We start from the raw sequence: 25726 nt of genomic DNA, 5'->3' as shown, positions 1-25726 counted from the left end.
TTCAATTAAATAGTTTTATCACGGTTAGATGGATCTACTTGTTCTCCATCAACGCCATCCTTACCATCTTTAAATTCTTTAACACCTTTACCTAATCCTCTCATCAGTTCAGGAATTTTTTTACCACCAAACAATAACAAAACCACTACCGCGATAATGATAATTTCTGGGGTTCCAAGCATTGCTGCTATTGTTGTATTTAACATAACTTTTTTGTTTAAGCTTTTTGATTGTCAGTTACTGTTTCATCAATGGGATTAACTGAAGGATGATTTTTGGTCAAATTCGGACCTGCCTTTTCCTCTTCAGGAGTTTCATCTGTTGGGTGATGGCGTTGGTTATTATTGTTGGCAACGGTTTCTTCCGCTTCCTCTTTATCCAGGTCCATGGCATTTATATTTCTATGGATTTCACGCTTAACACCATCAGATGCATCTTTAAACTCTCTGATTCCTTTCCCCAATCCTCTTGCCAGTTCGGGTAATTTTTTACCTCCAAATAACAAAAGAACCACCACTAAAATGAGTATGATCTCTGATCCACCCATGTTTAAAAACTCTAATAACGTGCCTTGATACATCACTAATCTATTTTATACAAATATATACAATTTATAACTGTCTTCTTTACTTACTAATCCAGGCCTCTGGATTTAATACACTGTTGCCTCGTCTAACCTGGAATTTCAAAATTGCGTCATCACCGGTATTGGCCACCATTCCAATCGTCTGCTTAGTGTCAACATTATTTCCGGTGCTAACAGATACATTTCTCAAGTTTTGGTAAACAGTAATATATTCACCGTGCATGATAATAACAACGCCTCGACCTTGAATGTACTGAACCAGTAAAACTTTGCCCGCGAAAACTGCCCTAACTGCAGCACCATCGGCAGTAGTAATATCAATCCCATCGTTGGTATAGGATGCCTGATCTACCTTATGTAAACCGAAACGCTCGGTAATGGTACCTGTAGCAACTGGCCAAGGTAATCTTCCTCTATTTCCCTCAAATCCAGCAGATAAACGTGCTGCTTCTGGTGTGGCATTTAATGCTTCACTGGTTGTTTTTTCTTTTACTACAGGTGCTTTTGTCGTTGTCGGTGCAGGCCTATTCTCCGCCCTTGCTTTATCTGCAGCTGCTTTTTCTTCTGCGGCACGTTTTGCAGCTGCTATTCTTGCCTCTTCCGCAGCTTTTCTCCTCGCAGCTTCAATCGCCCTTTGAATGGCAGCTCTAATCGCGGCGTCTATTTGTCTTTGCTGTTTTTGTCGTGAAGCAATATCCTGTTTAAACTGTCTTTCTTGCTTGCTTAATTTTCCAAGTACGGCAGATTGTTGGCTTTTATCTTTACCTAAACGTTCTCTCTCTCTTTCCTGTTCTTTTAGGAGCTCACTTTTTGCTCTTAAAGTTTTATCCAAAACTTTGATCTTTCCATTAAGATCTTGTTGCGTATTTTCGATATATCCAGCTTGTTTTTTACGGTATTGACTGAATTGTTGTAAATATTTAATGCGTTTGTAAGCTTGATTGAAATCTTTGGCTGCAAAAATGAACATCATCTTATCGTAAGAATTTCTGTTCCTTTGCGCAAAACGAATCATGCCTGCATACTCTTTTTTAAGATCGCCTAATTGACCTTGTAAAGTATGTACGGTATTTGTGTTCTGAGAGATTTGATTATCCAGATTTTTAATTTCAGAGTTAATTGTTCCTATTTTCTCCTGACGCAACCGAATTTGCGCATTAATACCATTTATCTGCTGCAACGTAAGCTTTTTACCGCTTGCAGTTTTGTTTAGATTTTTTTGGAGCTGTTCAATTTCACGCTGTATAGCTTCTTTCTTCCTTCTTAATTGACTTTCAGTTTGAGCAAGCGCAGAAAATGCAAAACCGCTTAATAACAGAATAAATACGAGTTTGTGTAGCTTCATTGAGCCAAAAGTATAAAAATTTTATAGGAAAATACATTAAAATTGAGATACTTAAACCATTAAAATGGCGCATTTAACGATCTTCACTTATTCTTCATGGAATTTTGGATCACTCCAAATCCTATTTAATAACTGTGTACCTCTTTGGAACACTAAACGGAAAATCAACTGGAACATTGCCATCAATTTTCACATATTGTAAATCGATGTTGATTTTTTTCGCACCCGATAAGGTATTGATTTGAAGTGCACTTGGGAAAAGAGATTCGTTCAACTTTTGGTAGTCGGTATAATTAACTTTTAGTGCCTGCCCATTTTTCGAATCATTTAAATTCGTTTCAGAAACCTTCAAAAGGGTATTAAAAAGCAACCGATAATCAAGTTCTTGTTTCCTGCCTGAAACTACCCAAACGCCATTTTCTTGTTTAACATCCGATTGCGGCGTCAAAAATTCGCCCATGGCATTTCCTGTTAAAATGCTTTGGAGAGTATTGAAATTAACTTGTTTGTTGGTAAAAGTGTAAATATAGCTGAAAGGCTTTTTAATATACTCACTCTTTAGCCTGTTCATAATTTTGATGCTATCTGGCGTAATTAAGGCCCTTGCAACTTCTGCTAATCCACCTAAAGCAGTAATGCTTACCCAAATAGTTTCCTTGTCTTTCATTTTAAAGTTCATGGTTACATCATTTGCATCGCCAGAGATGTTTAATGTTGCCTTTGCTTTTAATGAAAGTGTATTAAATTTCAGCTGTTTATCGCTGATGGCCGATAAAGCTTCCGCTTTGGTGTTGTCAGCAGGAGTTTCTGCTGGCTTTGTGGGTGCTGTAATAATTTCTTTTTTAGGCTTACAAGCCGTTGCAAAACAAATTGTACTTATTATAAGTGCGCTATTTAAAATATTTCTTTTCATTAATTTTTTTGATTAGAACTTCACTTGCATTTCCGGCATCTTTTGCCTTTTGCCATTGTACTAAAGCCGCATCTTTTTCGCCCTTCATAAACAAGATATCTCCGTAATGCTCCAAGTAAACACTATTCTTATCTGTATTGTTTTGCAGGGCTTTTTCGATCCAGGTTTTTGCCAGATCATACTTTTGCTGCTTAAATAAGATAAAGGCATAGGTATCTGCAACCGATGAATTTGTTGGCATTGCATTAGCGGCAGTTTCTACATACTGCGCCGCTTTTGATAAATCATCATTTTTTAATGCCAGATAATAGGCATAATTATTCATGATGAGGTAATTATCAGGCTCTGTAGCAATCGCTTTTTCAAAAGCTATTTTTGCCTGATTAAAGTTGTTTTGGCTGATGTGGATATCACCCTGAAGCGCATAAGATTGTGCTTGTAAACTCTTGTTATCTGTGTCAAGCTGTAATGCTGTTTTAAGATTGTTCAAAGCAGCTTCGAACTTTCCTGTTTTATACAAGGCATAAGCGATGTAGTAATATAAACTGGCCTGGTTTGGATAAATGGTTAATGCTTCATCACCCACTTTTACTGCTTCAGCATAGTGCCCAATTAAGGATTGAATGTTGATCACCTGTTCCCAAACAGCATAAATTTGTTCATTCAGCTTTAACGCTTCCTGGTATTGAACCAGTGCTTCTCTTAACTTATTTTGTTGATACAGTACATCGCCATATAATGCTAATGCTTTGGCATCTTTTGGGTTTTGTTCAGCAACAATTTTGGTTAAATCTGTCAGGCTTTTCGTTACGATCGGCTCATTTATTTTTTGAAAAAGTGCCGATACAATTTTTACTTTTTCTGTTAAAGGCATATCTGAACTGCCGAAGGCCAGTTTTAGAGATGCAAAAGCAGCTTCGTCATTCTTTTGCTTGCGATAAATATCAGCAAGGGCTAAGTTAACTTCGAAATTTTCAGGAGATAATTGATGTGCTTTCAATAAAACTTTCAATGCTTCCGGATCATTGCCTTTTTGCAGTAAGAGGCCCGCAGCATAGAGGTAGTTTTTCACATCTGCTTGATTACCTTCCAACAGTTTAACAATATCACTTTCTGAAGTATTTCCGTTTGATTGTACTCTTCTTCTGGCAGTGATCAGATCTCTTGATTCTCCAAATTTTGTTTCAATTTGATCGTAAACTTTCTTAGCATCCTCTATTTTATTGGATAAATAGAGTGCATTTGCTTTATCAAAATAATAGGCATCGTTTTCCGGCTCGAGGCGAATCAATTGTGAAAACACCTCAACCAGTTCGGGCATTTTGTTGCTGCGTTTATAAACCTCGCCCAAGGTGCGGTAATACCATGGGTTATTGCCATTCAACTTGATGGCTTGTTTAATATTCTGTTCTGCCTCGGCTAATTTATCCAAACGAATATTGGCATTGGCCAATTCAAAATAGGCAGCATGGTTGTTCGCATCTAAACCAACAAGCTTGTTGAAATTAGTGACAGCGAGCGAATAATTATCCGACATTTTTTCTCGTAAACCGGCAAAAAACAATTGCTTTACAGCATTGCTATCTCTTGCCGCATTAGATACAACAGGCATCTGCCCAAAAGCATTTAAGTTTAAAATGATCGCCGCAAGAAAAAGATATGTTTTATTCATAAAATTGAATTTTGAGTGAATGAATTTTGAATGAGTGAATGTTCAACTAAACTCCTGATTCACTCAATCGATCATCCTCTAATTCTATCATTAGCCTTTGCCAGTATGGCCGTAACCACCTTCGCCTCTCAAGGTTTCGCCTAATTCATTAACTGCCTGCCAATCGATTGTTTCATGCTTGGCAATAACCATTTGTGCTATTCTATCTCCATTAACGATTTTGAATTCAGTATCTGATAAATTAACCAATAAAACTTTTAGCTCTCCACGATAGTCGGCATCAATTGTTCCAGGTGAATTGACAATGCTGATTCCATGTTTATATGCCAAGCCACTTCTTGGACGAATCTGTGCTTCGTAACCAACTGGCAATTCAATATACAAACCTGTCGAAATAAGCTGGCGTTGTAAAGGTTTCAGTATAATATCTTCGGCAATAGATGCTCTCAAATCCATTCCGGCAGCATGAGCTGTTTCGTATTGCGGCAACGGATGTTCGGATTTATTGATAATTTTTATGTTCATATTTATAGGATAAAACTACACCACTATTATATCATTCTTGATGTAATAACTTAAGCTGTCTTTCTTAAAAGCTTTTTTACATTGTCCTTTTCAAAATAGAATATTCCAAGAAGAAATAGCAATAGGATGGTGTTACCAATATAGATGTTACGATTGAATACCCAAAACGATAAGCCCACTGATACAATGGAGACCAGTATATAGATTGCCATCGACTTTAATTTATACGGGATGGGGTAATGTTTTTGGCCCAGCCAGTATGAAATAACCATGATAATAAAATAGGCGAACATAGATACCCATGCAGATCCCATATAGCTATATTTCGGAATGAGAATGATATTCATCACAATGGTGAAAACAGCTCCTACTAATGATATATATAAACCATAGCGAGTTTGATCGGATAGCCTGTACCAAACCGATAAGTTCATGTATATGCCTAAACATACATAACCAAATAACAAAACAGGAACCGCATCTAAACCAGACCAATACCTTGAATTGATGAAGTGTTTTATGATCTCGATATTAGCCGTAAGCCCCAGGAACAAGATTGATAACGCCAATACAAAATAATATAAAATGGTAGCATACGTTTGTTTGGCATTTTCATTTTTAGCGTGACTAAAGAAAAACGGTTCTGCACCCAACCTGAAAGCAGTATTAAAGATGCTAATGAAAACAGCTAGTTTACATACTGCACCATAGATACCTACATCATGATTAGCAATGTTGTTGGGCAAATATTTGCCAAGTAAAATCTTATCGAGATTTTCATTAATGATGAAAGATAAATTAGCCACCAAAACCGGCCAGCTATAGCCAAACATATTGTAGAAAAGTTGTTTGTTAAATTTTAACCGAAGGGCTGCGAATTGTGGTAAGAGCATAAGCAACGTTACAAGGCTCGCAATTAGATTGGCCACAAAAACATAACCTACCCATCTTCCTTTATACCAGCTGTTCAGCCATTCATCGAGTATTCCATTTTTTATCAAAAACGGAATAACAAAAATAAATACCAAGTTAAGACCGATAAAAGTACCAATATTAGTAAATTTAATCACGCTATATCTAAATGGCTTTCCATCAGCCCTTAGTTTTGCGAAAGGAATTACACTTATAGCATCAACAAATAGGATCCATGCAAATAAGTGTATATATGATTTTTGATCTGCAAAGCCTGAGATATTTCCATTTAGCGTATACTTGGCCAAAAAATCAGAGAAAACAAGTGCTGTGATTAAAAACAGCGTAGATAGGAAGGCGATGACGATAAAGCTATTGTTATAAACCTCTTCTTTTTTGTCCTCATGTTTGTTCAAATACCTAAAAAAGGTAGTTTCCATTCCAAAAGCCAGGATTGGATTAATGATGGACACATAACTGAACATTTTGGTAAAAACACCATACACGCCAGGAGCAAAAACGGTAGTGTAAATTGGCGTTAAAATGAAATTAAACAAACGAGAGAGAATGGTACTAATACCATAAACCATGGTTTGTCCAAGAAACTTTTTATATACTGACAATCGCTTTCAGATTTTTGATTTTACATTTTAGATTGAAACTGTTGGTTTTCTAAAAGAAAAATCGATTAATAACTATGCGTAAATTTAGGTGATTTCGGTTTGAAATCGTAATTCGTCAATCCGAAATCGTCAATCTCCTTACCAAAGCAAATTCTTTTTAACCACTTCGAAGTTCTTAAAATTTTTAAGTTCTCCTTCACTTACTTGAACATCATCCACAAGAGATTTATCAGGACCTTCCTTACACCAATCTACAAAAGGTTCGAGGATAAATTGCTCCGCTTCTGCCTCAATATAAACCGAGCCGTCTTTCTCATTCTTAACAAAACCCTTTATTCCCATTTGGTCGGCGACTGCTTTGGTGCTTGCCCTAAAAAATACGCCTTGCACTTTTCCAGTTACCTTTATATTGATGTGTTTCATTTGATGTAAGTGTTCGAGCTGCAAAGTTAACAAAGCTTTTTAATGCTTTATTTGATTATGCAAATCATTTAATTGCTTTAATCCAACTAGAAATTCCTCCCAAATCTCCTCCAAAATCTGTTTGGCGGGTTTGATTTCATTGAGCATCGCTGATATTTGTCCGATTTCGAGCTCTCCTTTTTCCATATCGCCCTCAAACATCCCAAGTTTGGCTCTGGCTTTTCCTAGCAACTCTACCAAAAAATTTCTATCTGCACCCTCAGCCTCTGCCTGTGAAACGGCTTCAGCAAATTCATTTTTTAATAACCTTACCGGAACAAGTTTTTTCATTGCCAGTCTGGTATCGCCCTCTGCTGCAGAGATTATTCTTTGTTTAAATGATGGATGGGCAGATGACTCTTCTGCAAGGGCAAAAGCAGAACCGATTTGAACGGCATCGGAGCCAAGTGCGAAAGCAGCCAACATCGATTTTCCGCTTGCAATGCCACCGGCAGCAATTACAGGAATAGTTACGGCAGCCTTAATCATGGGCACTAAACACATGGTAGTGGTTTCCTCGCGACCGTTATGTCCGCCGGCTTCGAATCCCTCTGCCACAATAGCATCTACGCCAGCCTCCTGGGCTTTCAAGGCAAATTTTGTATTTGAAATAACATGTACAACGGTAATTCCGTTTTCTTTTAGAATGCTTGTCCACGCGAAAGGATTACCAGCTGATGAAAAAATGATTTTCACCTCTTCTTCTATTACAATATCAATAATTTGCTGAATATTTGGGTATAATAAAGGAATGTTAACAGCGAAAGGTTTGTCTGTTGCTAGTTTGCAGTTTCGGATATGCTCCCGTAGTATTTCAGGATACATGGAGCCAGCGCCGATAATACCTAAACCGCCAGCATTTGAAACTGCAGCTGCCAGTTTCCAGCCACTACACCAAACCATTCCGGCTTGGATAATGGGATATTTTACATTGAAAAGTTTGCAGATTGGGTTCATTAGTTAAACGAGTTTAATTACTTGATCACTTTCAATTATAAAATTATTTGACAACTGAATCAGATTAAGACCTGGCTTTTTACCAACCTCGATGCTTCCCAAGTGTTTGTTTAAATTTAGAAATTCGGCTCCATTGAGTGTTGCCCAAAGAAGCAGTTTATCAAAGGCAATATTTTTATGCTGTTGCAAGGTTTTCATCTCCGCTAAAATATTCAACTGATGGTTGCTTGCCAAACTATCGGTACCTAAAGTGATTTTTACATTTTCTGAGATGAGTAGTTCAACATCAGGCAATGAATTTTCGATGTATAAATTAGCCTGCGGACAAAGGCACCAATATAAATCTGGGTGATTTTGTTTCGCAAATTCAATATCTGCTTTGTTTGAAACGGTATTGTGTACGAGAAGTGTTTTTTGCTTTTTAATGTACGGCAGCCAACTTTGCAAAGAAGTTTTTCCGGTTGCTTTGAAAAATTGAATATCTAGACCTAAAAATTTATAGAGTGACAGAAAGCCACCTGTTTTATCTTGAAAAAACGAATTTTCATTTACAGTTTCTTGGTTGTGAATGCTGATTAATGCATTCTCTTTTTCTGCGGTAGCATTAATTAAAGCAAAGAGTTCTGGTGAAACGGAATATGGTGCATGCGGAACAACAGACGCAGGTAAAGGCAAAAATTCGTTTTTTATTGCTGTCGTATAATCCATGATGGCGTTTGCCCTATCTGGATTAAAGCCCATAGCCTCCACAAATGTGTGGTAATAAATTTTGCTGTTTTGTTTTATTTCTTTAGAGGAAATTTGGTTCGAGATATCGCCAACGGCAACAATTCCACTTTCAAGCATTTGTTTATCGGCGTTTTCCATCGCCGTGCTCATTAGTTCGGGCTTTGCTTGCCTGCTTTTAATAATGCACTGCACAAACTCTACCAAGCTGGTATGCTCTGGAATTAGACCCAACATGTGCGAAAGTTCTAAATGGCAATGGGTGTTGATGAACCCTGGAACAATTGCGCCCCTATGTTTTTCAATCTCTACATTAAGATTTTCGACGGCTGCTGCTGTGAAGATTCCCGTTATTTCGCCATCATAATTAACTGCAACTACTCCGTTTTTTATTGGGGGAGTGCTTACAGGGAAAATCCAATCGGCTGAAATGTATTTTAGCATGCAGCGAATTTAAGATTTTTGCGCTACGAATTGATTATTTGTGATGTAGTGATGAGGAAAAATGCTGTGGTGAAAAGTTAGGATTTTGACAAAGTATCATATCGTAACCTACAATTTGAAAATAAAAAGAGCCTCCTATCGGAATCGAACCAATGACCTACTGATTACAAGTCAGTTGCTCTACCAGCTGAGCTAAGGAGGCTTTTTATCGGGGTGCAAGTATAGAAAAAATATTCTTTTGATAAAAAATTTTCTGGAAAAAAATGTTGCTTATAGATTAACCACCCCTTGCCCCTCCTAAATTAGGAGGGGAGCTGGACAGTGATTATTTAGTTTCTTCAAAAATCTTAGTGGCGGTATGTTTCCATTATTTCATAAGCTATTAAACAGCACATCTTGGTGTCGGTATCTCTCAACTAGTTGTTGAACTATTGAACAGCGCTCCCCTCCTTATTTTCAAGGAGGGGCTGGGGGTGGTTTTTCTTTATTATGCACAAACGGTAGTAAAATAAACCCGATATACGCGGGAAGCCACCGATTTAAGCATCTGTATTTATGATTACATTATCTGTGCTTGCAGGTTCGCACAAGATTTTTTCGGTGCTTGAAGCATTAGCTGGGCGAACTTTAAAAAATAGCTTCTGCCCTTGCTTTCCAAATCAAATATCTACATCAATTATATAGTTCCTCTTGATATTTACACCGAATTTGTAGTCATTACCCCCAATGTGTGGAGAAACTCCACAACATTTATTTTATGGCACACATCTAATATTCTGAAAATAAGTGATTTATATATCTGTGCCAGCTTTGGCATTATTATGAAACAATAGCAAGTATTGTTACACATATTAAATTTTAAAAATCATATACTATGAAAAAGTTCATTTTATCAGCTACATTCTTAGCGTTCGCAGGGTTCTCAGCAGTACAAGCAAGTGAAGTAAACTCAATCAAAAACACTGCAATTGTTGCAGTACAAGATAGCGCAGTTAAAACTCCAGTAAAATTGGAAGAGTTACCTGAGCCAGTAACAACCGCTCTAAAATCTGATGCGTATAAAGGTTGGACAGCAACTGAAGCATGGTCGGTTAAAGAAGGTGCAAAAGAGTACTATTTAATTAATGTTAAAAAAGAAGCAGAAACTGGTTCTGTAAAAATTGATAAAGACGGTAAACCAGTTCAATAATATTTGCATTAAATAAGGCATAATCAACAAAAAGCGCAGCCTCTGTGTTGCGCATATTTAAACCAGAACCACGAAATTGCTTTTGCAAGTTCAATACATTAAAATTAAAAAACCATGAAAAAGTTAATATTATCAGCTGCGTTCTTAGCATTTGCAGGATTCTCAGCAGTACAAGCAAGTGAAGTAAATACAATCAAAAATGCTGCAATTGTTGCAGTTCAAGATAGCGCAGTAAAAACTCCAGTTAAATTGGAAGAACTTCCAGAGCCAGTTACTACAGCATTAAAGTCTGATGCTTACAAAGGTTGGACCGCAACAGAAGCTTGGTCGGTTAAAGAAGGCGCAAAAGAATATTACCTAATCAATGTTAAAAAAGAAGCAGAAACAGGTTCTGTGAAAATTGACAAAGATGGTAAACCGGTTCAATAAATCCCAATTATTACATCTACCTAGTACAAGAATGGCCAGACTTTGTCTGGCTTTTCTTATTTTTGTATATGGCGAAAATCCTGATTTTAGAAGATGATACTACATTTGCTCAATTACTTGAAGGTTTTTTAACGAAAAACAATCACGAGGTTACACTCGTAACCCATATTAAACAATCTTTTAAACTGATCGAAAATCAAGCCTTTGATTTGTTTTTAATTGATTATCGGTTGCCCGATGGAATTGGTTTTGAAGTGATTACACACTCCAGAAATTTAGGCTTATCTACTCCAATTGTGGTAATGACGAGTTTTAATGATGTGCGAACCGCTGTAAAATCTATGCAGATGGGCGCTTTCGATTACATCACAAAGCCGGTTAACCCCGATGAACTTTTAATGGTTATCAAAAATTCTTTAACCAAAAAGGATTTAAAAGAGACTAAAATTGAGTCAACGGATTCTGATTTTATAAGAGGCAAAAGCGCAATGGCTGATCGGTTATATGAGCACATTGCTTTGGTTGCACCGACTGATATGTCGGTAATTATTCAAGGTGAAAGCGGAACAGGTAAAGAATTTGCTGCCCGAACATTGCATCAACAAAGCAAGAGAGCCGACAAACCTTTTGTGGCTATTGATTGCGGTGCTTTGTCAAAAGATTTAGCGGCAAGCGAATTATTTGGCCATGTGAAAGGAGCCTTTACTGGTGCCTTAAACGACAAAAAGGGTCAGTTTGAAGCTGCCAATGGGGGCACTTTATTTTTAGATGAGGTTGGAAATTTGAGCTACGAAGTCCAGATTAAGTTACTTCGAGCTTTGCAAGAACGTGTTATTCAACCCTTAGGCAGTACTAAACAAATTGCAGTTGACGTTCGCATAATTACTGCTACAAACGATGATTTATTAAACAGCATTTCCGGAGGCGAATTTAGAGAGGATTTGTATCATCGATTAAATGAGTTTAAGATTCAACTACCTGCTTTAAGAGATCGAGCTGGTGATTTGGAGCTATTCATCAATCATTTTATAAGTTTATCAAATAGAGATTTGGATAGAAATGTGAAAAACGTTTCTACAGAAGCAAAATCTTTATTGCTGAATTACGATTGGCCAGGAAACTTGCGTCAGTTGAGCAATGTAATTAAGCGCATGGTTTTATTAACGCCCGGCGATGTTGCCCAGGTTACTGCTTTGCCAGATGAAATGATGCTGGCGGTTAATCAACAAACCCTACCGGGCAGCTCATCAGATTTGAAAGCAGTAAATGAGCAGAATGAAAAAATGCTTATCTCCGAAACTTTGATCAAGGCAAAACATAATAAAAGTAAGGCAGCAAAAATGCTGAATATCGATAGAAAAACGCTTTATGCTAAAATGGAAAGGTACGGGATTGAGTAGAAGACCTCACCCTATTAAAGGCAGAGGTTTTTGTTTTTCTGTGCGGTCCCTCTCCTTGAAGAGAGAGAAAGTTCGTAGGGTGTTTTGAACCCGGGTTTTTAAAATTTACCTTTCCATTGTTCTTTTAAAATGGAGATTTGATAAGTAGTTTTTGCTACTTGGCCATGCTTTTCCGGATCGTGAGTTAAACCCAGATTTAAGAATTTACTTCTTTACTATTTTTTGATGCCCGCCCCTCTCTTCGAGGAGAGGGGATGAAGGGGTGAGGTCATCCTTCCCCAACCAACTCCATTTCATCCATTGCCTTAATTAATCCATCCAATTTCCTCAACTGATTAAAAACCTCGGCTATAATTTCGGAAGACAATCCTTTTTCGGCGATTTCTAACTCGAGCGTTCTAAAGGCATTCGCTAAGTTTTTTGATCCCATTTGCGCTGTTCTACCCGCAAGGCGATGAACAATTAGCCTGCTTTTATCCTGATCGTTTTCATGTATATAATTTTTGAGTGATTCTGCATCCTCAATACAGTCTTTTTTAAACCGAGTTAATATCTTCTCCAACATCTGCTGATCTCCAAAAGTCATTTTTTCGATGGAGGAAAAATCAAATTCAGCTTTCTCCTCTATAATTTTGATTTTATCAAAAATGGAAAGCAAATCAATGCTGCGGAAAGGTTTCATAATCAAACCATCAAAACCCTCACTCAAAACCATTTCCCGTTCTTCGGGTAAAACCTGAGCAGTAATGGCATAAAACTTAACGGTATGAGGCAGTTTTTTCTTCAAGATATGGCAAAGCTCAATCCCTGTCATCTCGGGCAAACGCATATCAACCAGCACATATTTTAAGTCGTTGGGAGCATTTTCTTGTAAAATATCGGCAACGTGATTAAATCTTTGAAAGGGAATTTCATTTTTTTCAAAAATAAGGCCACATAGATCCAGTATGAGTTGATCATCATCGATAACCCAAACTGTGCCTGGGTTCACAATTTTATAATTTTCTAAATCAACATGGGTTGTACCTTCCGAAGTTTCTAGATAAGTTAAATAAATATTAAAAGTGGTGCCTGTTCCGGGCTTACTTTTTACATGAATTCTACCTCCCTGAGCTTCGATTAATGATTTTACAATTGGTAATCCTAAACCTGTGCCCGTTTGGTTCAGTACATACTGTTCTGGCGATTCGATTTGTTCGAACTCATTGAAAATTCGCGAGATGTCTTTTTCTTCAAATCCAATTCCGGTATCTTTAATCGTGAAATGAAAATGCAAATTATCGAGTTGTTTTTTGCATGATATTAGGAGGCTAATTTCTCCCTTTAGGGTAAACTTTACAGCATTTCCCAATAGGTTAAAGAGGATCTGTTTGAGTCTGAAAGCATCGCCTTTTACAAAATCAACATCGCCTAAATCTAAATCCGTAATTAATTGGAGTGATTTTTTTTCTGCCAGAGGGCGAACCACCGAGGTCACCTCATCTACAATCTGTTTGGCGCTAAAAACCTGATTTTGAAAAGTAAACTCTCCGGAGATAATGCGGTTATAGTCAAGAACTTCGTTTACAATTTGCAGTAGGTGAATAGACGATTGATAAATGGCATCGATATCTTTTTTCTTTGGATGATCTTGCTCGGAAATAAGTTCGGCATAACCTAATATCGATTGCAAAGGCGTTCTAATTTCGTGGCTCATATTTGATAAAAAACGCTGCTTTGCCTTTCCGTGATATTCCGCTTCATCTTTTGCCAGTTCAAGTGCTCGTCGGTACCTATTGCTTTTGGTAATGTCAGTCAAAATGAGATAAAGTAATATTACCGTAAGCAAAAAGAAAGCAATAATAATAGCCGTGATTTGCGTAATCCCGTCGTTAACCACTTCTTTCGCCTGGATTCCGTTTAAATCTATTTGAGCCACTGCCTGGCCTTCAACCTCCCTTAAAATTTGAAGCATTTGGTTGGTTAAAGCGTTGCTTGCATTTGATAGTTCGGCTTCCCGCCTTAAAAACTTCTGACTTTTCTGACGTTGTTCTTGCTCAATATTTTTAAGCGAACCCGTCATACTTTTCATAATACTATCTTCCGCTTTGGCGTTTAAGGTATCACGCCGAACTTTAAATTCTTCATTGATGATTTTATAAACATCTGATTTCTTTTTCCCGAAAAGTTTACTCAAAAAGCCTCTCGATTTTTCTTCTTCCTGCGGTGCAACGGTAGTGGTAGAAGTAGTAGTTTCGGTAGTTAAAACTGCGCTATCAGTTTGCATTGCCCGTGAGGCTACAAGGTCATTCAATTTTTTTACTTCGTTTGAGAACGACTTGGTATTTACCAGCGTTTCGCGAACTTGTAGATAGGATACGAACTGTTTATCGCGTTGGGCAAGTAAGTTTTTGATCGATTTTATCCTGGCCAGCTGGGCCGAATCATTGGCATAAAGTTTACGCAATGTGTCTAAGCTCGACCTTAGTTTTCTGGATTCTCTTAAGAAATTATAGTTACCCTGCTTGTTAAAAGCCTCATCTCGCTGAAGCTGATCAAGTCTGGCGATTTTATGTGATAGATCATTTACAATTCTCAGTCGATCATTCGGAGCCGAAATTTCTTCAACGGTATTCAGCATTCTCGTAAAAGCAAACTTGCTGATGCCCCAGGCCAAAAGCAGTGCAAAGCAGGCGAATAAAAACCCAATAATTACTTTGCTTTTAATTGCCCTGAAAAAACGTTTTTGTATAACGGCTGCCATTAATTTGAACTTTATCTTTTACTTTAACGGAAATTTTTGCTAAAAGACATCATAACTTATTAATACAAATAATATACCAAGGAAGTTTGATGGTAAACGACAGATTTTAAATAATCTGTTTGACCGATCTTTTATCCGCTACAATTTTTTTACTTTTATCCGAGGCCAAAAACAATGAACCGCATCGATCGTCTTTTCGGGATTTTAACTTTACTTCAGTCGAAGAAATACATTTCTGCAGATAAGATTTCTGAACGATTTGGAATTAGTGTGCGTACGGTTTATCGCGATGTCAAGGCATTACAGGAGCAGGGAATTCCGGTTGGTTTTGAACAGCCAAAGGGTTATTTTCTGGTTCAAGGCTACTTTTTACCTCCGGTATCTTTTAATATGGATGAAGCCAATGCATTGCTTTTGGTAGAAAGCCTGGTTAATGGTTTTGCAGATAACTCCATCCGTACGCATTATTCTGCAGCGTTAACAAAGGTTAAAGCCGTTTTAAAATACAATCAGAAAGAGAAACTCGAAGCAATGAATGCGCATATCAAGCTTCAGGTGCCCGAGCGTATGAAATTTAATTATGAATATCTTTCGCTCATTCAAACAGCTATTTCTGAAAAACGAATGGTTGCTTTACAATATACCAATGCAAAAGACGAGAAAAGCAAAAGGGAAGTGGAGCCGATCGGTTTGATTTTTTATGCCTTTAGCTGGCATTTGATTGCGTGGTGCCATGTTAGAAGCCAATATCGTGATTTCAGTGTAACCCGAATTGTGAGTTTAAATATCCTCGATAAATCTTTCTGCAAAACTAACCACATGCCGTTAAACGATTACATGAGCATGCTGCCCGTTAATTATTAATCGTTTTTTATATCCATAAAAATTTAGCTATTTTAAGCCACTATTTGGTTACGCCTTACATGAGAGAAGCTTTATTTGTTAAACAAAATTCGGAAAAGTGGCAGCATTATGAAAGTGTGAGGCAGGCAAACCCTGATGAAGTTGCAAATCAGTTTATCGAAATCACCAACGATTTAGCTTATGCCAAAACCTTTTATCCAAACTCCAAAACTACAGCCTATTTAAATGGGTTAGCTTCTAAGCTGCATCAGGCAGTTTATAAAAACAAAAAAGAAAAATCGAACCGCTTTATTCATTTCTGGAGAACAGAACTTCCGGTTTTATTTTTTGAGCACCGTAAGCAAATCTATTACGCACTTATATTTTTTTTAGTCTCATGCGCTATCGGCGCTTTATCGGCCAAATACGACGATACATTTGTGCGCCTGATTATGGGTGATGATTATGTAAACATGACCAATGAAAACATTGCAAAAGGAGATCCCTTCGGCGTTTACAAGCAATCGAATGAATTTTTAATGTTTACTCAAATTGGGCTTAATAACATTTATGTAGCCTTATATACCTTTGTTTTAGGCATCATATTTTCCTTCGGCTCAATCGTTTCGCTATTTAGAAACGGAGTGATGTTGGGTTCCTTCCAATATTTCTTTTTTAGTAAAGGCCTGGGCTTGCAATCTGTATTGGTGATCTGGATTCATGGCACTTTAGAAATTTCGGCTATTGTTTTAGCCGGTGCTGCAGGCCTGGTATTGGGCAACAGTTTTCTATTCCCGAAAACTTATAACCGAATGGAATCGGTAATTAAAGGCGCAAAAGATGGCTTGAAGATAGTTTTGGGCTTAGTTCCCATCTTTATAGTAGCAGCCTTTTTCGAAAGCTTTGTTACTCGCCACACCGGAATGCCGATCTATTTAAGTGTATTCATTTTAACAATGTCTGCCATATTTATCATTTGGTACGTCTTTATATATCCAGTAAAAATTATTAAGAAGCTTAGTTTGTAATGATAGCGAAAATTGAATTCAAAAAACGGAGAGATTTTGGGCAGGTGATAAATGATACATTCACATTTATGCGCCAAAATTTTAAGCCACTATTAAAAACTTATTTCACCTTTTGTGGATTGTTCGTTTTGGCAAGCATGTCATCAATGCTGGTTTATCAATATAAAATGGTAAACATGATTAATACAGTCGGTAGTGACAAAAGCTCAGGAGGCTTTTCTTTTGGCAATATCTACGGTTTAGAATATTTCCTGTCGCTGCTTTTTTCATTGGCAACTTATGCGAGTATGACCGTGGCCGTCTTATCCTACATCGCCCTATATGTTCAAAAAGGCAATCAAATTCCTACCATGGAAGAAGTTTGGGGCTACTTTAAATATTATTTTTTCCGAATCTTTGGCAGTTCTATCGTATTGATACTGATGGTGTTTATTGGATTTATTTTCTGCCTAATACCAGGTTTTTACTTGTTTCCTTTTGTAGCCATGATGTTTCCCATTATGGTGATTGAAAATGGAACTTTTGGCTATTCTTTTAGCAGAAGTTTTACAATGATTAAGGATAACTTTTGGGTAACTTTTGGAACATTAATCATCGTTTGGATAATCGTTTACGCATGTATGAGCATGGTGGTTTTACCCACTACATTGTTCAATATGATAGGCATGTTTACCAGTAAAAACCCTCAAATGTCTTTGACTTTGAGTATGATCACAACCATTTTGCAGTCGCTTTGCCAGGTATTTACCATTATTCCTATTATTACTATTTCACTATCGTACTTTAGTTTGTTAGAGCAGAAAGAAAACACAGGGTTAATGGAGCGCATTACAAACTTTGGCAGCACAAACAAAACAATCGATACGCGACCAGAAGAATACTAAAATGCCGAAGTCTTTTATGAAATATCTTCTTTTGTTTTTACTGTTTTTGTTCGCTGTAAATTGTGATGCACAAATTGTTGTAAAGCCGAAGCAGGCAAAACCTGTGATGCAATTGGATAGCAGCAAAATTACGCCTGCAAAATTTGATAAAGAGGCAATTAGCAATTACAAAGATCAAAAAGAGTTTCAGTACGATGAACTTCAAGTGAGGCAACTTTCCTTATGGGATAGATTCTGGATGTGGTTTTGGAATATGATTGGCCGATTATTTTCAGGTGCTGCAACAAATCCGCTATCGCGATATTTCTTTATTGGTTTAGGTGTGGCTGTAGTAATATATGTTCTTATAAAAGCGATTGGTACCGAAAATATTTTCAGTAAAAAATCGAAAGAAACTATTTTACCTTACGATGTGATTACCGAAAACATCCATGAGATTGATTTTGATCAGGAATTACAAAGATTAATAGGCGAAAGAAAGTATCGATTAGCCGTACGCTTACTTTATTTAAAAGCCTTAAAAAAACTAAGCGATGCCGAAATTATTCAATGGCAACCCGATAAAACGAATTACAATTACCTGATGGAAATTAGTAAGCCCGAGTTAAAGGAAGATTTTAGGAGGCTTACCCTTCAGTTTGATTATATCTGGTATGGCGATTTCCCTATCGATGAAAATAAATTTGAGCCTATAAACCAATCATTTAACCAGTTCAACGGCAAAATTAAATGAGAAGTTATAAAATTTATTTCGGTATTGGCATTGTATTGATTGTGCTGTATCTGGTCGCCCAATATAATAAACCCACACCCACAAACTGGGCACCAACCTATTTAGCTACAGATAAAATTCCTTATGGTACTTTCATCATTAGAGATCGAATTAAGGATATTATTCCAAAGGCAAAAATTCAAGAATCGAAAAGGCCGGTTTACAATACCTTAAAAAATCAAAACTTTAATAACGCCAGCTACTTTTTGATCGCTCAGAAAATCGATGTATCTAAAACTGATTTCGATCAGATGAAGAAGTTTATGCAAGCGGGAAATAAGGTATTTATCGCCAGTTACGATTTTGGAAAGCTTGAAAAAGAATTGAAAATCGAAACTTCCACTACGATGTCGGCAGATCGGCCTTCGCTTAATTTTACCAATCCCAATTTAAAAACCGATGCCAACTATGGTTTCGAAAGAGGTATTGGAACGCAGTATTTTAGTAAGGTCGATTTCAAAAAAAGTATCGTATTGGGTATAAATAATAACCAGCAACCCAATTTTGTTAAATATAATTATGGCAAAGGTGCGCTTTTCCTAATTTCAGAGCCTGGTTTTTATACCAACTTTAACATGTTGGATAAATACGGTGCAGAATATGCTGCGAAAACTTTAAGTTATATCCAGGCAAGTGATCAGGTTGTTTTTGATGATTACTTTTCGGCGCAAAAGAATGAAACAACGGACGTTTTGAGGGTGTTTTTTAAACATCCAGAACTTAAATGGGCTTACTATCTCACTATTTTTAGTTTGTTTGTTTTTGTACTTTATGAAATTAAGCGACGTCAACGTATTATTCCTATTGCCGATCCTCTAAAAAATGCCTCTGTTGAATATACGCATGTTGTAGGCAGTGTATATTACCACGAACGAAATAACCTTGATATTGCCAAAAAGAAAATTAATTACTTTATGGAATACTTGCGAACCAGGTATTTCATTAAAACCAATGAGATTGGGTCAAATTTTGCCACACTCTTAATGGAAAAAACAGGCATCAACGAGCCATCGGCAAAAACACTTACCCGATATTTTATACAAATACCCCAAATGAGCACTTTAAGTGATCAGGAACTGATCAGTTTAAATCAAAGCATAGAATTTTTTCATCAAAATACCCAAAGCCATGGAGCAGGAACAATTTAACCAACGTACAGATTTAAGCACTTTAACCGAAGCGGTAGCGCAAATTAGAAATGTGCTTGGAAATATTATCGTCGGACAAAAGCAGGTTATCGATTTTTTAATTGTGGGCTTATTTGCCGATGGTCACATATTGATAGAAGGGGTTCCGGGTGTAGCGAAAACATTAAGTGCTAAATTATTAGCAAAATCAATCGATGCCCATTTTTCAAGAGTTCAGTTTACGCCAGATTTAATGCCTTCTGATGTTTTAGGAACTCCGATTTTTAATACCAAAACAGGTGATTTTGAGTTTAGAAAAGGGCCTATTTTTGGCAATATTATTTTAGTTGATGAAATTAACCGTGCTCCAGCCAAAACACAATCTGCCTTATTTGAAGTAATGGAAGAGCGCCAGGTAACCATTGATGGGCAAACTTACATTATGGACGAACCTTTTATGGTGTTGGCTACGCAAAACCCCATTGACCAAGAAGGAACCTATCGTTTGCCAGAGGCTCAACTTGATCGGTTTTTGTTCAAAATAGAAGTGAAATATCCTTCGTTGGAAGAAGAGACCGCAATTTTAATGGCACAACATTCTTTGGTAAATAAAACGCTGGCTAGCGACGTGAAGGCTGTTTTATCGGTTCAGCAAATACAGGCTGCGAGAGGAGTAATTAGAAGCCTCTTTGTAGAGCCAAAGCTTTTGGAATTCATTGCCAAGATTGTAAATGAAACGCGGAACAATCCGTCACTTTATTTAGGTGCCTCACCAAGGGCATCATTAGCTATTGTACATAGCGCAAAGGCTCTTGCTGCTATTAATAACCGCGATTTTGTTACTCCTGAAGATATCATTACCGTTGCCGTTCCTGTATTGGCGCATCGCATTTTGTTATCTCCGGAAAAGGAAATGGAAGGCTTAACTACGAGCGATATCGTGAATCAAATTATTAAAAAAATAGAAGTACCGAGGTAGCATTTAGTCCGGAGTTTAGCGTTTAGAGCCAATAAATTAATCGTTTACAAATTCATAACAATTGAAAAAATTCTTTCAGCAATATTATATCAATCTATTCCTTAATGATCGCTTGTTTGCGGCTTTAGGTTTGTGCGTAGTGCTCTTTTTGCTGAAATTTTTCTTCGCTTGGCTTGGCGATATCCCAGAAATTGTTACTGGAGTAGTACTTATATTATTTTTCGTTGATGTTTTTATTCTTTATAGAATTCAGCATGGGATTGAAGCGCAGAGATTTACTTCCAAACGCCTAAGCAATGGTGACGAAAATCCGGTTCAAATTGAAATTAAAAATCGTTATGGATTTAGTGTAAATGCCAGAGTGATTGATGAAGTGCCCTTTCAATTTCAGCTTCGCGATAAAGATTTTAAGCTCAATCTAAATTCTGCAGAAATAAAATCTATACATTATAACTTACGGCCAACAAAGCGTGGCGAATATGAGTTTGGTTTTATCAGGACTTACATCAGCTCTCCATTGGGTTTGGTTAGTCGACGATATAATTTTGACGGAGCAAAGGTGCTGCCCGTTTATCCTTCGTTTATTAATCTTGGTCAGTATGAACTGATGGCCGTTTCTCGCCATTTAACAGAGATAGGCATCAAAAGAATCCGAAAAATCGGAAATAGCAGCGAATTTGATCAGATAAAAAACTATGTGGGTGGTGATGATATAAGAACCATAAATTGGAAAGCAACAGCCAGAAAAGGTGGCTTAATGGTAAATACCTACACTGATGAAAGGTCACAAAATATATATTGCGTTATCGATAAATCGCGGGTAATGCGTATGCCTTTTGAAGGATTGAGTTTGCTTGATTATGCCATTAATGCAACAGTTGCCCTCTCGAAAGTGGCCATGCTTAAAGAAGATAAGGCAGGTTTGATTACTATTTCAGAGCAGATTGGGTCTATTGTTCCGGCCGATCGGAAATCTGCGCAACTGGGCAACATTATGAATGCGCTCTACAAGGAAAAAACCCGGTATTTAGAAAGCAATTTAGAAGCCTTGTATAGTAGCGTACGTGCTGTGATCAAACAGCGTGGTTTATTGGTGTTTTTTACCAATTTTGAAAGCCTTTCTGCTTTACAACGCCAATTGCCTTACCTTAAAAGAATTTCGAAATATCATTTGTTAGTGGTTGTATTTTTTGAAAATACAGAGCTAAAGTCACTAAGTACCGAGCCAGCAAAAGATGTGGAAGGAATTTACCATAAAACCATCGCAGAGAAGTTTATTTATGAGAAGAAATTGATGGTTAAAGAATTAGGTAAACATGGAATTCTATCTATCCTAACTCCGCCTCAAAAGCTAACCGTAAATGTAATTAATCGCTATTTGGCGTTGAAGGCACAACAGCGGATATAGTTCAGAGTCCTCAGTCGAGAGTCTTGAGTCCAGAGTCTAGAGTTGATGTTTTAGAAAGACGACTCATGATTAAGGACTGCCGACTTCAGACTAAAAAACTTATTCTTCTTCTCTGAAATAAACCTTATAAAAATTCATCGATTTATCATCATCGTAACCTTTCTCAATCATATCCTTGTTGCCATGAATGTAGATATGGAAATTCTTATCCAATTTTAAAACACTTTTGTAAGCACGAGCCTGCTTTTTTACTGCCGATTCTGCAATTTCAAAATTATCGGCAATCGGACTTTCATATTCGTCTTCGTAGTTTTTCTTGTAGTTTTTAAACGATTCTATTCCTTCAGCATTGCCTATTACTTCGTTCCCGAATTCTTCAATATCAAAAGTTTCCTTCTCCTTGAAATACTTCATCGACCGATTTAAGAGATCAATTTTATCTGCTTTGCTGATTTCATAATCATCATCCAGTTTCTGAGTCACAAAGTTTTTGTAAACGCCTAAAACATTGTTTGTTTGGTTATAACTATCATTTCTGATCTTCAACTTCAAAAATTCATCTTTCCAATAAACAGCAGATTCGTTGATGCTTTTTGCCTGATCCAACACCACTACTTTGTAGCCTTCACTTTTATCGGTATTAAAAATCAAACAGCCTTTATCCAGTTTATTAATGCTAATGGCGTCCTGCTCATAGCTCATATTAAAGCCGTCATCTTTTGGAAAAACTTTTAAATAAGTGTCTTTAGTTTCCGATTTGAAAATTCCAAGCACATCCATTTGTTCACCTTCAATTTGTACTTTTTCAAAGTATGCCACGTACAATTCCCCCGATTTTATTTTCGGATGGTTGGCTACATCAAATAGATACTTGGCCAATTGCTGCGAATCCTCATGAAAAAGGGCATTGTTTTCAAAAATTTCGTGTGCAAAATGATAAACCTCATTTAGGTTTAGGTTATCATTCGGATGGTAAAAACGGTAGACTTCATTTACCTTTTCGAAAGGCTTTAAGAAATATTGCATTAACAAATTGCTCAAAATCTCATCATCAATTTTTAATGGCGCATCAGATAGTCTATAATATTCTTCTACCAATTTATTGCCGGTATGGTGGATAGAAAGTTGTTTTAGGTTTGCCTCGAAAAATGAAATCATGGCGGCAAAAGTATTAAATAATTAGTGATGTGCGGTGAAATGTATATATCTTTTGAAAAGTGAACGCTGAAATCTCTAGGTGAAGTCAGCCCTATACTAAAGGTACTCCTATAGAGCTTTCTGCTATAGCTCCGATTGAAAAACCGGAGGCTGTCGCGTCAATTGGTTTATTTAACTTAGGTGCAACTATGAAAACCATGCAAATTGTATAACTTAAATTATAAATTATTAAATATGAAAGCTGCAGTAATCATCATTTTGTTAATAGCGAGCTTAAGCACTTTTGCTCAAAAAGCATTCGAGTTTGAATATTACTATGGCAAAACCAAAAGTTTTGAAATAAAATTATCATTGGCTAATGGCTACATATTGGGTAGTGAGATTATTAAAACTGACATCAAAACAGAAAAGGCAGTAAAATATCTTCCAAATAAAATTCAAGGAGAAAACACTAAGAGTCTAGTGTTTCTTCCAGACATGAATGATAAGACAGTTAAAAGGAGAAAGCGAGATAATATCATCCTGCACAAGATAAAAGATGATTATGAAATGTTGCCCGATGAAATTATTGGGAGTTATGGAATCGATCTCAAGACTTACAGTTTCAAACTTTATAAACTAAAAGCTAATCACTAACTTTTAGTTTGTTTAAAAAATCGACAATCTTTTTATCGGCGTAATTGGCGATTCCCTCATGTCTGAATGATAATCTTCCCTGCTTATCGAAAATTACAGTTGTAGGTAGAGCGCCAGAGAAAATCTGGTCAGGAATTGTGCTTTTTACCTTAAATACTGGCATTTCATATTTTCTGTTCGTCATAAACTTTACCGATTTTTCCAAATCACCATCAGCATCTGCAAAAATAAAAACTACATTTTTATCATCTTTAAACTGTTGGTATAGTTTGTTTATAGAAGGCATTTCTGCTCTGCAAGGTGGGCACCAGGTTGCCCAAAAATTCAAGAAAATAACTTTACCCTTTAATTGGCCCAAATCAATAGCATTTCCTTTTGCATCTTGGAACTTAATTCCACTCAAATCCATTGCCGCTTTTGGAGATTCAGTAATAGAGGGAGAATAGAGTCCGATTCCCATTAATCCTCTAATCAGCAAAGCTTTCGCATCGGGCACAAAAACAATTACTAAAAGCAATGCAATGAAAAGTCCGTTGACGATATTTTTCTTGATAAATTTCATTTTTATTTAACTTTTTATTCTTCGCAGGATTTATTTCTTTAATCCCAATCTAAATTTTCTGACGGTATCTTTTGCAATATCGTAACCAGCATCGGCGTGGCGAATAACGCCCATTGAAGGATCGTTATGTAACACTTTTTTTAATCTCGCCTCGGCTTCAGTTGTTCCATCGGCTACAATAACCATACCTGCATGAATACAATAGCAAATGCCAACACCACCCCCATGATGCAGTGAAACCTAGCTTGCGCCACCAGCAGTATTAATCAATGCATTTAGAACTGGTCCTTGAAAAGCAATCCGCTCTTGCGCCATTTTAATCCAGCGATGTAAACTTTCATTTTCTGGGAATAATTATATATCAATTGACCGGTTTCGTAAATATCTTGCAGATCACCACTTAAAGCAGCCCACCTAAATGGACTTTTACCTTCGCAGAAAAGTGGAAGGATGTAGGCAGGAACAAAGCCTGGAAAAACGAAAGCATTTTCTACGCCAACTTCCAATGCTCTACCGCGTAAATTATTGCCGTAATCGAAAGTAATCGCACCACGTTTTTGTAATTTCAGCATCTGTTAACATGCTTCGCCATGGTAGCATAAGATTGTTTTACATATTCATTGGGATCATTTTTCCTTAAATCTGCGGCTTCGGCAATGGTTAATTCTTCCGGGAAATAACCAGTTAGAGGATCGTGAGCGGATGTTTGATCAGTTAAAGTATCCGGAACAATATCTCTATCGATTAATCGCTGTAATAATTCCACCGCATTACAAACCACGCCGATGGAAATCGCTTTGTTTTCTTTTTTATAAACTAATGCTTTATCAATTGCTTCATCAATATTGTAACTTATTTTATCAGTGTAACGTGTTTCTAAACGCTTTTTAATACGCCATTCTTCAACTTCGGCTGCTAAACAAACACCTTCATTCATGGTAATGGCCAAGGGTTGGGCGCCACCCATGCCACCTAAGCCAGCGGTAACATTTAATTTCCCCTTCAAGCTGTTGCCAAAGTGTTTTTTGCCAAGTCAGAATAGGTTTCATAAGTGCCTTGCACAATGCCTTGCGAGCAATGTAAATCCCCGAACCTGCCGTCATTTGGCCGTACATCATCAAATTTTTATCTTCCAGTTCATCAAGATGCTTTTGTGTTGCCCATTTGGGTACGAGTTGAGAATTAGAAATTAAAACACGATGTGCATCGGCATGAGTGGGTAAAATGGCAACCGGTTTTCCAGATTAGATTAGCAATGTCTCATCATTTTCCATATCACGCAATGCTTTTATAATCACGCTAAGCGATTCCTTATTTCTTGCTGCTTTTCCTCTTCCGCCGTAAACAATTAATATTCTGGCCGCTCTGCAACATCAGGATCAAGATTATTTAAAAGCATACGT

General features: G+C 37.0%; 27 protein-coding genes, 1 tRNA gene and 1 pseudogene. 11 read left to right on the top strand and 18 right to left on the bottom strand.

All coding sequences use genetic code 11. The annotated features are described in order from the left end of the window. Positions 1 to 5: 5 nt before the first annotated feature. The 11 genes from AC3ITD_RS17160 to AC3ITD_RS17110 form a co-directional block, all read right to left on the bottom strand. A complete protein-coding gene (locus tag AC3ITD_RS17160; protein WP_200926302.1) occupies positions 6 to 206 on the bottom strand; it encodes a Sec-independent protein translocase subunit TatA/TatB in 201 nt (66 codons plus the stop codon). A gap of 11 nt (positions 207 to 217) precedes the next feature. Further along, complete coding sequence (locus AC3ITD_RS17155; protein ID WP_056848161.1) at positions 218 to 580, bottom strand: Sec-independent protein translocase subunit TatA/TatB; 363 nt, start codon at positions 578 to 580, stop codon at positions 218 to 220. A gap of 46 nt (positions 581 to 626) precedes the next feature. Continuing rightward, positions 627 to 1931: a murein hydrolase activator EnvC family protein gene (locus AC3ITD_RS17150; RefSeq protein ID WP_265799692.1), complete on the bottom strand. Its 1305-nt coding sequence runs from the start codon at positions 1929 to 1931 to the stop codon at positions 627 to 629. A 121-nt stretch (positions 1932 to 2052) separates the two neighbouring features. Then, positions 2053 to 2844 carry a lipoprotein insertase outer membrane protein LolB1 gene (gene lolB1 / locus AC3ITD_RS17145; RefSeq protein WP_489361541.1) on the bottom strand — a complete coding sequence of 264 codons (792 nt, stop codon included), beginning with the start codon at positions 2842 to 2844 and terminating at the stop codon, positions 2053 to 2055. Beyond that, positions 2822 to 4516, bottom strand: coding sequence for a tetratricopeptide repeat protein (locus AC3ITD_RS17140; protein WP_265799694.1), 1695 nt, complete (start codon positions 4514 to 4516; stop codon positions 2822 to 2824). The genes lolB1 and AC3ITD_RS17140 overlap by 23 nt, the downstream gene beginning before the upstream one ends. 90 nt (positions 4517 to 4606) lie before the next feature. Continuing rightward, entirely contained in the window at positions 4607 to 5041 is a 435-nt protein-coding gene (dut, locus tag AC3ITD_RS17135; protein ID WP_489361539.1) for a dUTP diphosphatase, read from the bottom strand. A gap of 50 nt (positions 5042 to 5091) precedes the next feature. Continuing rightward, positions 5092 to 6576 (bottom strand): lipopolysaccharide biosynthesis protein, encoded by a 1485-nt coding sequence (locus AC3ITD_RS17130; RefSeq protein WP_265799696.1) that lies wholly within the window; start codon positions 6574 to 6576, stop codon positions 5092 to 5094. Between the two features lie 138 nt (positions 6577 to 6714). Then, complete coding sequence (locus AC3ITD_RS17125) at positions 6715 to 6999, bottom strand: acylphosphatase (protein ID WP_489361536.1); 285 nt, start codon at positions 6997 to 6999, stop codon at positions 6715 to 6717. A 39-nt stretch (positions 7000 to 7038) separates the two neighbouring features. Further along, on the bottom strand, positions 7039 to 7995 hold the full coding sequence (locus AC3ITD_RS17120; RefSeq protein WP_489361534.1) for an NAD(P)H-dependent flavin oxidoreductase: 957 nt from the start codon (positions 7993 to 7995) through the stop codon (positions 7039 to 7041). Positions 7996 to 7998: 3 nt separating this feature from the next. Continuing rightward, entirely contained in the window at positions 7999 to 9165 is a 1167-nt protein-coding gene (locus AC3ITD_RS17115; RefSeq protein WP_489361532.1) for an amidohydrolase family protein, read from the bottom strand. A 129-nt stretch (positions 9166 to 9294) separates the two neighbouring features. Beyond that, positions 9295 to 9367: transfer RNA gene (locus tag AC3ITD_RS17110), tRNA-Thr, on the bottom strand. A 672-nt stretch (positions 9368 to 10039) separates the two neighbouring features. Between AC3ITD_RS17110 and AC3ITD_RS17105 the strand changes: the two genes are divergently transcribed. The 3 genes from AC3ITD_RS17105 (at position 10040) to AC3ITD_RS17095 (ending at position 12183) form a co-directional block, all read left to right on the top strand. Then, positions 10040 to 10354: a hypothetical protein gene (locus AC3ITD_RS17105; protein WP_056087216.1), complete on the top strand. Its 315-nt coding sequence runs from the start codon at positions 10040 to 10042 to the stop codon at positions 10352 to 10354. Positions 10355 to 10468: 114 nt separating this feature from the next. Next, positions 10469 to 10783: a hypothetical protein gene (locus tag AC3ITD_RS17100; protein ID WP_265799702.1), complete on the top strand. Its 315-nt coding sequence runs from the start codon at positions 10469 to 10471 to the stop codon at positions 10781 to 10783. A gap of 68 nt (positions 10784 to 10851) precedes the next feature. Beyond that, entirely contained in the window at positions 10852 to 12183 is a 1332-nt protein-coding gene (locus AC3ITD_RS17095; protein ID WP_489361529.1) for a sigma-54-dependent transcriptional regulator, read from the top strand. 268 nt (positions 12184 to 12451) lie between these two features. On the opposite strand, the gene AC3ITD_RS17090 is transcribed toward AC3ITD_RS17095, so the two are convergent. Beyond that, positions 12452 to 14926, bottom strand: coding sequence for a hybrid sensor histidine kinase/response regulator (locus tag AC3ITD_RS17090; RefSeq protein ID WP_489361526.1), 2475 nt, complete (start codon positions 14924 to 14926; stop codon positions 12452 to 12454). A gap of 174 nt (positions 14927 to 15100) precedes the next feature. Between AC3ITD_RS17090 and AC3ITD_RS17085 the strand changes: the two genes are divergently transcribed. The 7 genes from AC3ITD_RS17085 (at position 15101) to AC3ITD_RS17055 (ending at position 21967) form a co-directional block, all read left to right on the top strand. Continuing rightward, a complete protein-coding gene (locus AC3ITD_RS17085; RefSeq protein WP_489361524.1) occupies positions 15101 to 15790 on the top strand; it encodes a helix-turn-helix transcriptional regulator in 690 nt (229 codons plus the stop codon). A 59-nt stretch (positions 15791 to 15849) separates the two neighbouring features. Continuing rightward, the gene (locus AC3ITD_RS17080) at positions 15850 to 16797 is read left to right on the top strand and encodes a stage II sporulation protein M (protein WP_265799709.1); all 948 of its coding nucleotides are present in this window, start codon (positions 15850 to 15852) and stop codon (positions 16795 to 16797) included. Then, entirely contained in the window at positions 16797 to 17681 is an 885-nt protein-coding gene (locus AC3ITD_RS17075; protein ID WP_489361522.1) for a hypothetical protein, read from the top strand. The genes AC3ITD_RS17080 and AC3ITD_RS17075 overlap by 1 nt, the downstream gene beginning before the upstream one ends. A 16-nt stretch (positions 17682 to 17697) precedes the next feature. After that, positions 17698 to 18414, top strand: coding sequence for a DUF4129 domain-containing protein (locus tag AC3ITD_RS17070; RefSeq protein WP_489361520.1), 717 nt, complete (start codon positions 17698 to 17700; stop codon positions 18412 to 18414). Beyond that, positions 18411 to 19601, top strand: a complete 1191-nt coding sequence (locus AC3ITD_RS17065; protein ID WP_489361518.1) for a DUF4350 domain-containing protein — start codon at positions 18411 to 18413, stop codon at positions 19599 to 19601. The genes AC3ITD_RS17070 and AC3ITD_RS17065 overlap by 4 nt, the downstream gene beginning before the upstream one ends. Next, positions 19582 to 20559, top strand: coding sequence for an AAA family ATPase (locus AC3ITD_RS17060; protein ID WP_489361516.1), 978 nt, complete (start codon positions 19582 to 19584; stop codon positions 20557 to 20559). Before AC3ITD_RS17065 ends, AC3ITD_RS17060 begins: the two co-directional genes overlap by 20 nt. Positions 20560 to 20620: 61 nt before the next feature. Continuing rightward, entirely contained in the window at positions 20621 to 21967 is a 1347-nt protein-coding gene (locus tag AC3ITD_RS17055) for a DUF58 domain-containing protein (protein ID WP_489361514.1), read from the top strand. Between the two features lie 99 nt (positions 21968 to 22066). Here the strand turns inward: AC3ITD_RS17055 and AC3ITD_RS17050 are convergent, their stop codons facing one another. Next, the gene (locus tag AC3ITD_RS17050) at positions 22067 to 23125 is read right to left on the bottom strand and encodes a nucleoid-associated protein (protein WP_265799716.1); all 1059 of its coding nucleotides are present in this window, start codon (positions 23123 to 23125) and stop codon (positions 22067 to 22069) included. A 234-nt stretch (positions 23126 to 23359) separates the two neighbouring features. Here AC3ITD_RS17050 and AC3ITD_RS17045 point away from each other — a divergent pair, with 234 nt between their 5' ends. Continuing rightward, positions 23360 to 23761, top strand: a complete 402-nt coding sequence (locus AC3ITD_RS17045) for a hypothetical protein (protein WP_265799717.1) — start codon at positions 23360 to 23362, stop codon at positions 23759 to 23761. On the opposite strand, the gene AC3ITD_RS17040 is transcribed toward AC3ITD_RS17045, so the two are convergent. The 5 genes and pseudogenes from AC3ITD_RS17040 to AC3ITD_RS17020 all read right to left on the bottom strand — a co-directional run bounded on the left by AC3ITD_RS17040 (position 23751) and on the right by AC3ITD_RS17020 (position 25722). After that, positions 23751 to 24323: a TlpA family protein disulfide reductase gene (locus AC3ITD_RS17040; protein ID WP_265799719.1), complete on the bottom strand. Its 573-nt coding sequence runs from the start codon at positions 24321 to 24323 to the stop codon at positions 23751 to 23753. The two genes, AC3ITD_RS17045 and AC3ITD_RS17040, sit on opposite strands and share 11 nt — an antisense overlap. 30 nt (positions 24324 to 24353) lie before the next feature. Continuing rightward, positions 24354 to 24557: a hypothetical protein gene (locus AC3ITD_RS17035; RefSeq protein WP_489366702.1), complete on the bottom strand. Its 204-nt coding sequence runs from the start codon at positions 24555 to 24557 to the stop codon at positions 24354 to 24356. 41 nt (positions 24558 to 24598) lie between these two features. Then, positions 24599 to 24895 carry a hypothetical protein gene (locus AC3ITD_RS17030; protein WP_489361511.1) on the bottom strand — a complete coding sequence of 99 codons (297 nt, stop codon included), beginning with the start codon at positions 24893 to 24895 and terminating at the stop codon, positions 24599 to 24601. Continuing rightward, complete coding sequence (locus AC3ITD_RS17025; protein ID WP_489361509.1) at positions 24889 to 25329, bottom strand: hypothetical protein; 441 nt, start codon at positions 25327 to 25329, stop codon at positions 24889 to 24891. Before AC3ITD_RS17025 ends, AC3ITD_RS17030 begins: the two co-directional genes overlap by 7 nt. Further along, positions 25253 to 25722, bottom strand: a pseudogene (locus tag AC3ITD_RS17020) (hypothetical protein). The gene AC3ITD_RS17025 and the pseudogene AC3ITD_RS17020 overlap by 77 nt, the downstream one beginning before the upstream one ends. Between the last annotated feature and the right edge of the window lie 4 nt (positions 25723 to 25726).

This window comes from Pedobacter sp. KH_004, assembly GCF_057840755.1.
Note: the sequence above shows the minus strand (reverse complement) of the source record. Positions and strands in the feature narration are given on the sequence as shown.

Bases quoted from the DNA above. Each gene is read 5' to 3' on its own strand.
- AC3ITD_RS17050 (WP_265799716.1), bottom strand. From the start codon at position 23,125: ATGATTTCATTTTTCGAGGCAAACCTAAAACAACTTTCTATCCACCAT.
- AC3ITD_RS17045 (WP_265799717.1), top strand. From the start codon at position 23,360: ATGAAAGCTGCAGTAATCATCATTTTGTTAATAGCGAGCTTAAGCACT.
- AC3ITD_RS17080 (WP_265799709.1), top strand. From the start codon at position 15,850: ATGAGAGAAGCTTTATTTGTTAAACAAAATTCGGAAAAGTGGCAGCAT.
- AC3ITD_RS17040 (WP_265799719.1), bottom strand. From the start codon at position 24,323: ATGAAATTTATCAAGAAAAATATCGTCAACGGACTTTTCATTGCATTG.
- AC3ITD_RS17125 (WP_489361536.1), bottom strand. From the start codon at position 6,999: ATGAAACACATCAATATAAAGGTAACTGGAAAAGTGCAAGGCGTATTT.
- dut (WP_489361539.1), bottom strand. From the start codon at position 5,041: ATGAACATAAAAATTATCAATAAATCCGAACATCCGTTGCCGCAATAC.
- AC3ITD_RS17115 (WP_489361532.1), bottom strand. From the start codon at position 9,165: ATGCTAAAATACATTTCAGCCGATTGGATTTTCCCTGTAAGCACTCCC.
- AC3ITD_RS17030 (WP_489361511.1), bottom strand. From the start codon at position 24,895: ATGCTGAAATTACAAAAACGTGGTGCGATTACTTTCGATTACGGCAAT.
- AC3ITD_RS17075 (WP_489361522.1), top strand. From the start codon at position 16,797: ATGATAGCGAAAATTGAATTCAAAAAACGGAGAGATTTTGGGCAGGTG.
- AC3ITD_RS17065 (WP_489361518.1), top strand. From the start codon at position 18,411: ATGAGAAGTTATAAAATTTATTTCGGTATTGGCATTGTATTGATTGTG.
- lolB1 (WP_489361541.1), bottom strand. From the start codon at position 2,844: ATGAAAAGAAATATTTTAAATAGCGCACTTATAATAAGTACAATTTGT.
- AC3ITD_RS17095 (WP_489361529.1), top strand. From the start codon at position 10,852: ATGGCGAAAATCCTGATTTTAGAAGATGATACTACATTTGCTCAATTA.
- AC3ITD_RS17100 (WP_265799702.1), top strand. From the start codon at position 10,469: ATGAAAAAGTTAATATTATCAGCTGCGTTCTTAGCATTTGCAGGATTC.
- AC3ITD_RS17060 (WP_489361516.1), top strand. From the start codon at position 19,582: ATGGAGCAGGAACAATTTAACCAACGTACAGATTTAAGCACTTTAACC.
- AC3ITD_RS17140 (WP_265799694.1), bottom strand. From the start codon at position 4,516: ATGAATAAAACATATCTTTTTCTTGCGGCGATCATTTTAAACTTAAAT.
- AC3ITD_RS17070 (WP_489361520.1), top strand. From the start codon at position 17,698: ATGAAATATCTTCTTTTGTTTTTACTGTTTTTGTTCGCTGTAAATTGT.
- AC3ITD_RS17105 (WP_056087216.1), top strand. From the start codon at position 10,040: ATGAAAAAGTTCATTTTATCAGCTACATTCTTAGCGTTCGCAGGGTTC.
- AC3ITD_RS17085 (WP_489361524.1), top strand. From the start codon at position 15,101: ATGAACCGCATCGATCGTCTTTTCGGGATTTTAACTTTACTTCAGTCG.
- AC3ITD_RS17150 (WP_265799692.1), bottom strand. From the start codon at position 1,931: ATGAAGCTACACAAACTCGTATTTATTCTGTTATTAAGCGGTTTTGCA.
- AC3ITD_RS17155 (WP_056848161.1), bottom strand. From the start codon at position 580: ATGTATCAAGGCACGTTATTAGAGTTTTTAAACATGGGTGGATCAGAG.
- AC3ITD_RS17160 (WP_200926302.1), bottom strand. From the start codon at position 206: ATGTTAAATACAACAATAGCAGCAATGCTTGGAACCCCAGAAATTATC.
- AC3ITD_RS17090 (WP_489361526.1), bottom strand. From the start codon at position 14,926: ATGGCAGCCGTTATACAAAAACGTTTTTTCAGGGCAATTAAAAGCAAA.
- AC3ITD_RS17120 (WP_489361534.1), bottom strand. From the start codon at position 7,995: ATGAACCCAATCTGCAAACTTTTCAATGTAAAATATCCCATTATCCAA.